Here is a 10,117-nt window from a genome sequence, read left to right on the forward strand (position 1 = left end):
TCAAACGCGCTGCGGCGTTTGCCATCCTCGTTGATCGCAATACCCACCTTGCGCGCTTCACTTGGCGATGCAGTTGCAGCGCGAAGTCGCCGCCGCCCATCATTGAGCGCGACCAGTTTGGAGGAGAACAACTCGCGACGTTCCTCGCCCACCAGGCCCTTGTCGACCCCAAGCGGCGTCAGACGCTGATCAGCATTGTCGGCCCGCAGATGTAGCCGGAACTCGGCCCGCGAAGTAAACATACGATACGGTTCTGACACGCCGCGGGTAACAAGATCGTCGATCATCACACCAAGATAGCTCTCGGTGCGCGAAAGAATCATCGGCTCCTGACCACTTGCCGCCAGTGCGGCATTGGCTCCAGCAAGAAGACCCTGCGCACCTGCCTCCTCATAGCCAGTCGTGCCATTGATCTGTCCAGCGAGATAAAGGCCCGGCTGGCGCTTCACCTCCAGCGTTGGCCGCAGTTCACGCGGATCGACATAGTCATATTCGATCGCATAACCCGGCCGAATGATTTTTACATTTTCGAGCCCGGGCATCGAGCGCAGAAAGGCGTCCTGAACATCGGCCGGCAGCGACGTAGAGAGGCCGTTTGGATAAACCGTCTGCTCCTCAAGCCCTTCAGGCTCAAGGAAAATCTGATGGCTTTCGCGATCGGCAAAACGGACGACCTTAGCCTCGATGGACGGGCAATAGCGCGGACCGCGCGACTGGATACGGCCCGAATACATGGCCGAGCGGTGCAAATTGGCCTGGATAATCTTATGCGTTTCGGCTGTCGTGCGGGTGATGTGGCAAGACACCTGCCGCGTCGTGATCTCTGTTGTCAGCGCCGAAAACGCTTCCGGCGGATTGTCGCCGGGCTGCTCTTCCAGGACGGAATAGTCGATGGAATCCTTATCCAGCCGAGCGGGCGTCCCGGTCTTCAAACGACCAAGCCGAAGCCCAAGATTTTCGAGCCGAATGGAAAGCCCGAGCACGGGCTTTTCCCCGACGCGACCGGCCGGCGTCGTTTCCTCGCCGCGGTGAATAAGACCGCGCAAGAAGGTACCGGTAGTCAGAACGACGGCCTTGGTCGGGAAGCGACGGCCATCGAGCAGCACGACACCAGAAATAGCGCCGTCGGTCACTTCGAGGTCGTCGACCTCGCCCTCAATGACATCGAGATTGGGCTGCGCGGAAATCGCCGCTTGCATGGCATTGCGATAGAGTTTTCTGTCCGCCTGAGCGCGCGGGCCACGCACTGCCGGTCCCTTGCGGCGATTAAGCACGCGGAACTGGATGCCGGCTTCATCGGCAACGCGGCCCATAAGGCCATCAAACGCGTCGATCTCGCGAACCAAATGCCCCTTCCCCAGCCCACCGATAGCCGGATTGCAGCTCATTTCCCCAATGGTCGCGAAACGGTGGGTGATGAGCGCCGTAGGGACACCAAGCCGTGCCGAGGCAGCCGCTGCCTCACAGCCGGCGTGGCCGCCCCCGACGATAATGACAGCATAGTCAGTCATAGGAATTTTCCTGAACGGCTCTTGATGGCGCATGATATCGGCGCAAAGGAAACAGAGCGATCAATTGAAGTTTGGGGTTCTCATACAGTGTCTTGAGCCCCAAGAAAACCTCCCACTGTGTTTCACGTGAATCACGAGGTGGTTTGGCGTCCAGCTGATCGGCAATGTTTCACGTGAATCATTTTCCGATGCAGAAACTGGAAAACAGCCGATCCAGCACTTGCTCCGCATCGACGCGCCCGATCATTCGCTCCAGCGCCAGCGAAGCATGGCGTAGCGCTTCGGCGGCCAGTTCCCAGTTGCTGAGATAAAGAACGGACTCGTCGACTGCCGCGATCGCCTGCTCTAGCCCCGATCGATCACGCTCGTGGCTGATCAAAGACGGTTCGCCGCCAACGAGGTTTTCGCCGATGGTCCGTAGCTGATCGATCAAGGCATCGAGCCCAGAACCATTGGTCGTCGAGATCTGCAGGTCGTGGTCGTTGCTAGCGGCAAGATCGGACTTAGTGCCAATCCGGACGACTTTTGCATTCGTCACGGGTTGAATTGCGATCTCGGTATCCGGCGCTTCAAGCCAAAGCAGGATGTCTGCGTCCTGAATAGCGCGCTCGGCCCTGCGAATGCCTTCGGCTTCCGCACGGCTATCCGTCTGGCGCAGGCCGGCAAGGTCCAAAAGAACGAAAAGCTGGCCGCCGATATCGAGCGGAACTTCGCGCACATCGCGCGTTGTGCCGGCCTCGTCCGATACAATTGCAATGTCAGACTTGGACAAGGCGTTGATAAGGCTCGATTTTCCAGCGTTCGGCGCGCCGGCAAGGGCTACCCGCACCCCTTCGCGAACGATACGACCACTATTAATGCTGCCAAGAGCTTCAACGAGGGAAGCCTTGAGGGCCTCCAGCTCACCAGAAAAGCTTGCTGGCAGTTCCTCGGTGACATCACCTTCGTCAGAAAAATCGAGGCGGGCCTCAATCTCGGCCCGGAGATCGAGCAAGACGTCGCGCCAGGTTTCAACCTTTTCGGTGAGCCGACCATCGTAGCGCGCCAAGGCCTGTTGCCGCTGCTTTTCTGTCTCGGCACTCAGAAGATCGCCCAGACCCTCCACAGCGATCAGATCGAGTTTGCCATTTTCGAATGCACGTCGCGTGAATTCGCCCGGTCCAGCCAGCCGAATGCCCAGAGTGCCCAGTTCGCGCAAAATGGCTTTCACGCCCGCCGGCGAGCCATGCACATGAAATTCCGCGCAGTCTTCGCCGGTGAAACTGTGGGGGCCCGGAAACCACGCTACCAGACCCTGGTCGAGTTGCGTATCCGCACCGATCCGGCGCAAAGCCATTGCGCGGGGCGCCGGCAAGTGGCCAGCCAGGTGCAAAAACGCCTCCCGGACCTTTGGGCCCGAGAGGCGGATAACCGCAACGCCGGAGGGAAGAGCGCCCGAGGAGAGCGCCATGATCGTATCGCCGGCGAGCATTTGTTCTGAAACTTAGGTGTTCATCGAGTCGAAGAAATCCGAATTGGTCTTGGTCTGGCGGACCTTGTCCATGAGGAATTCCATCGCGTCGATCGTGCCCATCGGGTTGAGGATACGGCGGAGCACGTACATCTTCTTGAGAATATCGGGTTCGACCAGCAGTTCTTCCTTGCGGGTACCCGACTTGGTGATGTCGAGAGCCGGGAAGATACGCTTGTCGGCAACCTTACGGTCGAGAATGATTTCCGAGTTACCGGTACCCTTGAATTCTTCGAAGATCACTTCGTCCATGCGCGAGCCGGTATCGATCAGCGCCGTCGAAATGATCGTCAGCGAACCGCCCTCTTCTATATTACGCGCCGCGCCGAAGAAACGCTTCTGGCGCTGCAGGGCATTGGCGTCAACACCACCGGTGAGCACCTTGCCCGAGCTCGGAACCACGGTGTTATAGGCGCGGCCGAGGCGGGTGATGGAATCGAGAAGAATGACGACGTCGCGCTTGTGCTCGACCAGGCGCTTGGCCTTTTCGATCACCATTTCGGCGACCTGGACGTGGCGCGATGCCGGTTCGTCAAAGGTCGAGGAAATGACTTCGCCGCGCACGGAGCGCTGCATGTCGGTCACTTCTTCCGGACGTTCGTCGATCAGCAGAACGATGAGATAGCATTCCGGGTGATTGGTCGCGATCGATTGTGCAATATTCTGCAACAATACCGTCTTACCAGTACGCGGAGGAGCAACTATCAAGGCGCGCTGGCCTTTGCCGAGCGGAGCCACGAGATCGAGAAGACGAGGCGAGCGATCTTTCAGGGTCGGATCAGGCATCTCCATACGGAGACGTTCTTCAGGATAGAGCGGGGTGAGGTTATCAAAATTGACCTTGTGGCGGATCGCCTCTGGGTCTTCGAAATTGATGGTGCTGACTTTGAGCAGCGCGAAGTAGCGCTCGCCTTCCTTGGGAGAGCGGATTTCGCCCTCGACCGTATCGCCGGTCCGCAGGCCAAAGCGGCGGATCTGGCTGGGGCTGACATAGATATCGTCAGGACCTGGAAGGTAGTTTGCGTCAGGAGAGCGGAGGAAGCCAAAACCGTCTGGCAGGACCTCAACCACGCCCTCGCCGACGATGTCGATGTCCTGCGATGCGAGTTCTTTCAGAATCGCGAACATCAACTCCTGCTTGCGCATGGTCGAAGCATTCTCGACTTCGAGTTCTTCGGCGAACGCCAGCAATTCGGCCGGGGACTTGGCCTTCAGCTCACTGAGCTTGATATTCTGCATGGATGCGATGGACCCTTGGGGTAAATCGTAAGGAAGGGATTTTATTTTTTGGGGAATGCACCGCGCAACGCCGGAATCGGTCGCGCCTGAGGAAGGATGCGTGATGGAGTCCATTTAGCGTGATCATTTGCCGGTTTCAAGGCGGAAACCATGGCACCGCGCGCTTTTTTGGCGGATTCACGTGAAACTTCGCACCGGTCCGCAAAGTGGATGAAAGGCTCCACTGGAGCCTTTCAAGTCAAGAAAGCCGCAAGACCTACGCTCGGGTGGCAAGTCGGCCGGGAGCCACCAAACCCTAAAATGGCTTCACAATCACCATGATGACAATGCCGATCATCAACACGGTCGGCACTTCGTTGATGATGCGGAAATACTTCTGCGGCTTAACGTTTTCGTCGCGCGCAAAGCGTTTCACGTGTCCTGCGAGAATACCGTGCACCGCGGTCAGTCCCAGAACGAAGGCGGCCTTGGCCCAGGGCCAGATCGCGCTCCAGTCAGCGCCACCGAAATGAATCAGGGTCAGACCGAAGATCCAGGTGGCGATCATTGCAGGGTTGATGATGCCCTTGAGAAGGCGCCGCTCCATCACCTTGAAGGTCTCGGACTGAACCGAGCCCTTTTCGGCGACCGAGTGATAAACAAAAAGCCGCGGCAGATAGAGCATGCCAGCCATCCAGGCGATGACCGAAATGACGTGCAGCGCCTTCACCCATTCATACATTTGCTTTTCTCAACTTTGCTTGACCAGCTCGACCAACCGCTCGACGTGGGAAATCGGGGTTTCCGGCACAATGCCGTGGCCGAGGTTAAAGATATGCGGGCGGTTCGCAAACGCCGCCTTGATCTCGATCACGCGCTCTTCCATCGCCTTGCCGCCGATCACCAGCCGCAACGGATCGAGATTGCCCTGCACCGGCAGGCTTTTTGGCAGGAACTCGTCGGCAAAGGAAAGTGGCGTCGCATAGTCAAGGCCCAGCGCATTGACGCCGGTCTTCTCAGCATAGCGTTTCAAATTGCCGGCCGCACCGCGCGGAAAGCCGATGATCGGCGCATTCGGGATTCTGGCACGCACGCCTTCGACAATGCGACGGTTGGGTTCAATCACCTGCGCCGTGAAAGCCGCATCGTCGAGATTGAGCGCCCAGCTTTCAAAAAGCTGCACCACATCGGCGCCAGCCTCAAACTGGGCAACCAGATAGTCAATGCTGGTCTGAACCAGCACATCCATCAGTTTCGCAAACGCCGCAGGGTGTTCGAGCGCAAAGCGACGCGCCACCCATTGGTCCGGCGATCCCCGGCCGTTGAGCATATAGGTCGCAACCGTCCAGGGAGAGCCACAGAAGCCGATAAGTGTCTTTTCGGGAGCCAGTGTCGCCCGTAGCCGACGCACGGTCTCTAGGACAGGCGCCAGATGCTCCAAAGCCTCACCGCGCTCAAGCCGATCGACATCGGTTACGGCCAGAGGCTCGAGGACTGGTCCTTCGCCCTGCTCAAAGCGAACCTTCTGTCCCAGTGCATCGGGAATGACCAGAATGTCGGAGAACAAGATAGCCGCGTCGAGATCGAACCGGCGAAGCGGCTGCAGCGTTACCTCAGTCGCAAATTCCGGATTGTAGCAAAGGTCGAGAAAACTTCCGGCCTTGGCGCGGAGTTCGCGATATTCCGGCAGATAGCGTCCCGCCTGTCGCATGATCCACATTGGTGGGGTGTCCTGGCGTTCTCCCAGGACCGTCGCGAGCAATCTTTTCTTGGCCACTGCACTCACCCTTCCGTCCCCTTCAAAAACCCAAAAGAGACTCTTTGTCTTCGTATCTTCTTCTTTATGGCGGTGTGTATCTGCAATTCATGGCGCTCCACAATCGGGAGCCGTGGCGGCACTTCAGCACAGCGCGTCATTAACGCTCTGTTAACATCTGTGGCCGAGCCCGCTTTCCTGCCCCGTTAATGGAGTTTAAGAGGAGCTTAACAGGGCGACTCCGGTGTCAACGATTCGGTAACGCCTGTGGACGAGGGAGTCGAAAAGCTCCTCCCCCCGTTTCAGCTTATCCCCACAGATTCCCCCAGCCCCCTTCCCGGAACCCCGGAAAGGAATTGTTAACTTTTTATCGAATTGGTCGAACAAGTTTCGCGCCTTCCGAAAGTTACGAGTCTTTCCCCCAATTCGCGCTTGAGCTGGGGATGACAGTGTGGAAAAACTGAGCCCATGTTGATCCTCGCTTCAGCAAGTCCGACCCGCAAGACCTTGATGGAAAAGGCTTCTTTGTCCTTCTCCGTTGTACCTGCTTCTGTTGACGAGCGCGCTCTCGAAGCCCAGGCTTTGGAAGCGGGCGCCGACGGTCGCGATCTTGCTGGCATTCTTGCCCAGGCAAAGGCCGAAGCGGTCTCAAAACTCCATCCTGACGCCTACGTGATCGGTGCCGATCAAACTTTGTCTCTGGGCACGGAATTGCTCCACAAGCCGTCCTCGCGAGATGACGCGGCGCGCCAGCTCGATCACCTCGCCGGCAAGACCCATCGTCTGCACGCCGCCGTCTCTCTTGTGCGCAATGGCGAACTCCTCTGGTTCGACGTCCAAACCGCCGAATTGACCATGCGCGCTTTCTCTCCAGAAGAGCGGGACCTGGTGCTCGATCTTGAAGGGTCCGAGGCCTTGACCTCGGTCGGCGGCTATCGGCTCGAGGGGCCGTCGGTTCGACTGTTCGAGACTATCACCGGCGACTATTTTACAATTCTCGGCCTGCCGCTCCTACCGCTGATCGGTGCCTTGCGCGATATCGCCCCGGACCTGCTGTCCGCAAAAACCTGAGCAAACGTGACCAAAAAAGCCTTCGTCATCGGCCACCCCATCGCCCATTCGCGCTCGCCACTCATTCATGGCACTTGGCTCGCCGAACACGGCATTGATGGCTCCTATGAAGCCATCGACGTGTCGCCAGCCGAACTTCCGGCCTTTTTCGAACGCCTTCGTGCGGGCGAATTCGTCGGCGGTAATGTCACCATCCCTCACAAGGAAGCGGTCTTTGCCCTCTGCGATAGCGTCGATGATCTTGCCAAGACCATTGGTGCGGTCAATACGCTGGTCGTCCGCGACGGAAAGGTCCACGGCTACAATACCGACTATCTCGGTTTTCTCGGCAATCTCGATGCCGCGGCCCCCGGGTGGTCTGATGCCCCCCGCGATGCCCTGGTGATCGGCGCGGGCGGCGCGGCGCGTGCTATTCTCGTCGCCCTGCGCGAGCGCAATGGCGGCCAGGTGCATGTGCTCAACCGCACGCTCGCCAATGCTGAGGCCCTGGTCGAAGAAATCGAAGGTCCGTTTGAGGCCCATGGCTTTGAAGCGTTTTCCGAACTCGCGCCAAAAATCGGCATTGTCGTCAATACCAGCTCCATCGGCATGCATGGCAGCCGGTTCGATTGGCTCGACATGGGCCTGTTGCCCAAGACCGCCCTTGTCACCGACATCGTCTATACCCCGCTCATCACCCCGCTCCTCGCCGATGCCGAAGCCCATGGGCTCAAAATCGTCGATGGCCTCGGCATGCTGTTGCATCAGGCCGTGCCCGGTTTTGCCGATTGGTTCGGTGTGCGGCCGGAAGTCACTCCTGCCCTCCGCGCTCGCATCGAAGCGATGCTGGGTCACTGAGCATGTGGCGGATCGGGGTCACCGGATCGATCGCAACCGGCAAGTCCACCCTGCTTGCCGCCTTCGAAAAGGTCGGTGTTCCCACCTTCTCGGCCGATGCCGCTGTCGCCGCATTATATGAAGGCGAAGCCGTCGCGCCGGTCGAAGCCCTGTTTCCCGGCGTCACCAAGAACCAAAAGATCGATCGGCAGGAATTGGCCCGGCGCCTCGCGGCCGAGCCGGAAAATTTCAAGAAGCTGGAAGCCGTCGTCCATCCGCTGGTCCGGCAAAAGATCGCCCAGTTCATGGATGAAGCGGAGGCCGCTGGCCACATTGCAGTGGCCGTTGAAGTCCCCCTGCTCTTCGAGAGTGGCTTTGATTACGGCTTTGATGCCATCGCCGTGACCTTCGTCGACCCCAAGATTCAGGCTGCACGGATCATGGCCCGGCCGGGCATGACCGTGGAAAAGCGCGATACCTTGCTTGCCCGACAGATGCCGCAGGATGAAAAGAAGAGGCGGGCCACCTATCTCTTCGATACCGGGCGTCCGCGCGACGACGTCGACGCCGAGGTTGCAGCCTTAGTAGCCGACCTCAAGGCAAAGGGGCCAAAAGCATGATCCGGGAAATCGTCCTCGATACCGAAACGACGGGCCTTTCCCATGCCGAAGGCGACCGCCTGGTCGAAATCGGCTGCGTCGAGCTGATCAACCACATTCCTTCGGGCCAGAATTTTCACGTCTACATCAATCCGCAGCGCAACATGCCCGACGAGGCATTTCGGGTGCATGGGTTGAGTGAAGAGTTTTTGTCCGACAAGCCGCTGTTCAAAACGCTGGCCGAGGAATTCCGCACCTTTGTCGATGGCGCGCGGTTGATCATTCACAACGCCCCCTTCGATATGGGCTTTTTGAACGCCGAGCTGGGCTGGGCCGGTCTGCCCATTCTGGACAATGAAGTCATCGACACCGTCATGCTTGCCCGCAAGAAGCACCCGGGCGCCCGCGTCAGCCTCGATGCGCTCTGCAAGCACTATGGCATCGACAATTCCCGCCGCACGCTGCACGGCGCGCTTCTCGACAGCGAAATCCTGGCCGAAGTCTATCTCGAGCTGATCGGCGGCAAGCAGGTCAGCCTGGCGCTGATGGCGGACGTCGAGAACGACGGCAGCGACGCCCTCGCCACCCGCGTTGCCGCTCTCCCCCGCCCAACGCCCCTGCCTTCGCGCGTGACCCTGGCAGAAGCCGCCGCCCACGAAGCCTTCATCGGCAAAATGGGCGAAAGCGCCATCTGGGCTCAGTACGCCGAAGTCGCCGCGGCCGAATAGGCGCCCCCTCTCTCCGGCCCGCAAACAAAAAACCCCAGCTCTCGCCGGGGTTCTTAAAAATCTCAATGCCAAAAAACTTAGTTCGGCAGGTCGGTTGCCGGAGCCCCGCCTTCGGTCTGCTGCTTGGCAGCGAGCGCGGCAAGGTTCTGGCGGTATATTGCCATGAAGTCGACCGGCTCCATCATCAGCGGCGGGAAACCGCCCTGCTGGGTGACGTTGGCGAGGACCTGGCGGGCAAACGGGAAGATCAGGCGTGGGCATTCCACCATGAGCAGGCCGCTGAGCTGGGCTTCGGGAATGTTCTTGAGGCGGAAAACGCCGCCATAGACCAGTTCCACATTGAACAGCAGCTGGTCTTCGCGGTTTGCCTTGGCCTTGAGGTTCAGCTCAACCGCATAGAGGTCGTCGGCCTGCTTCTTGACGCCGACCGAGATCGAGACGTTGAAGGCCGGATTGCCGCCGCCCGCCATGATCGAAGCGGGTGCGCCGGGGTTCTCGAAAGAAAGGTCGCGCACATACTGACCAACAAGGTTCATGCTGGGTGCTGCGCCGGGCTGGGTCGCTGCTGCGCCTTCGTTTTCTTCGGCCATATTTGGTCCCTCTAAATTCCGATTGGAACGATCTTGCCGGTGGCTACCATCTTTGCCGGAGGTGAACAAGCAAAGAGGCCTTTTGCAACGCTATTTGCGCTGCCAATCGTCGTCATCGAGATCGATGGTTCCCGGTCCGTTAAGATGCGGCGAGGAGGGATCGGAGGCCCGGCGATAGCTCGTCGTGGTCTCAACGACCGTCATGTTGCGCGTCAGCGATTTGTAGAGCCAGCCACGTACCGTCGGCAGTAACAGCAAGATGGCGATGAAGGCGCCCAGAAAGCCGGGAATGATCAGCAGCACGGCGGCAATGGCGAG

General features: G+C 59.1%; 11 protein-coding genes. 4 read left to right on the forward strand and 7 right to left on the reverse strand.

The annotated features are described in order from the left end of the window. The 5 genes from mnmG to hemE form a co-directional block, all read right to left on the reverse strand. The coding region (gene mnmG / locus J0I64_RS05165) for a tRNA uridine-5-carboxymethylaminomethyl(34) synthesis enzyme MnmG (protein WP_291406540.1) at nucleotides 1-1,511 on the reverse strand (1,511 nt) is incomplete at its 3' end. Nucleotides 1,512-1,689: 178 nt separating this feature from the next. Next, the gene (mnmE, locus tag J0I64_RS05170; RefSeq protein ID WP_291406541.1) at nucleotides 1,690-2,982 is read right to left on the reverse strand and encodes a tRNA uridine-5-carboxymethylaminomethyl(34) synthesis GTPase MnmE; all 1,293 of its coding nucleotides are present in this window, start codon (nucleotides 2,980-2,982) and stop codon (nucleotides 1,690-1,692) included. A gap of 12 nt (nucleotides 2,983-2,994) precedes the next feature. Next, nucleotides 2,995-4,260: a transcription termination factor Rho gene (gene rho / locus J0I64_RS05175; protein ID WP_291406542.1), complete on the reverse strand. Its 1,266-nt coding sequence runs from the start codon at nucleotides 4,258-4,260 to the stop codon at nucleotides 2,995-2,997. A 295-nt stretch (nucleotides 4,261-4,555) separates the two neighbouring features. After that, nucleotides 4,556-4,981, reverse strand: a complete 426-nt coding sequence (gene hemJ, locus J0I64_RS05180; RefSeq protein ID WP_291406543.1) for a protoporphyrinogen oxidase HemJ — start codon at nucleotides 4,979-4,981, stop codon at nucleotides 4,556-4,558. Nucleotides 4,982-4,990: 9 nt separating this feature from the next. Further along, nucleotides 4,991-6,016, reverse strand: a complete 1,026-nt coding sequence (gene hemE, locus J0I64_RS05185; RefSeq protein ID WP_291406544.1) for a uroporphyrinogen decarboxylase — start codon at nucleotides 6,014-6,016, stop codon at nucleotides 4,991-4,993. Nucleotides 6,017-6,463: 447 nt separating this feature from the next. Between hemE and J0I64_RS05190 the strand changes: the two genes are divergently transcribed. The 4 genes from J0I64_RS05190 to dnaQ are packed head-to-tail and all read left to right on the forward strand — an operon-like array spanning nucleotide 6,464 to nucleotide 9,209. Further along, a complete protein-coding gene (locus J0I64_RS05190; RefSeq protein WP_291406545.1) occupies nucleotides 6,464-7,066 on the forward strand; it encodes a Maf family protein in 603 nt (200 codons plus the stop codon). 6 nt (nucleotides 7,067-7,072) lie between these two features. Beyond that, the gene (locus J0I64_RS05195) at nucleotides 7,073-7,903 is read left to right on the forward strand and encodes a shikimate dehydrogenase (RefSeq protein WP_291406546.1); all 831 of its coding nucleotides are present in this window, start codon (nucleotides 7,073-7,075) and stop codon (nucleotides 7,901-7,903) included. A 2-nt stretch (nucleotides 7,904-7,905) separates the two neighbouring features. Further along, nucleotides 7,906-8,502: a dephospho-CoA kinase gene (coaE, locus tag J0I64_RS05200; RefSeq protein WP_291406547.1), complete on the forward strand. Its 597-nt coding sequence runs from the start codon at nucleotides 7,906-7,908 to the stop codon at nucleotides 8,500-8,502. Then, entirely contained in the window at nucleotides 8,502-9,209 is a 708-nt protein-coding gene (gene dnaQ / locus J0I64_RS05205; RefSeq protein WP_291406550.1) for a DNA polymerase III subunit epsilon, read from the forward strand. Before coaE ends, dnaQ begins: the two co-directional genes overlap by 1 nt. Nucleotides 9,210-9,286: 77 nt before the next feature. On the opposite strand, the gene secB is transcribed toward dnaQ, so the two are convergent. Together secB and J0I64_RS05215 are read right to left on the reverse strand one after the other, a co-directional pair. Continuing rightward, complete coding sequence (secB, locus tag J0I64_RS05210; protein WP_291406548.1) at nucleotides 9,287-9,799, reverse strand: protein-export chaperone SecB; 513 nt, start codon at nucleotides 9,797-9,799, stop codon at nucleotides 9,287-9,289. Between the two features lie 90 nt (nucleotides 9,800-9,889). Then, on the reverse strand, nucleotides 9,890-10,117 hold a 228-nt coding region (locus J0I64_RS05215), incomplete at its 5' end, for an FxsA family protein (protein WP_291406549.1).

It is taken from the genome of Devosia sp. (assembly GCF_017307565.1).
In the GTDB taxonomy this organism is placed as follows: Bacteria; Pseudomonadota; Alphaproteobacteria; order Rhizobiales; family Devosiaceae; genus Devosia.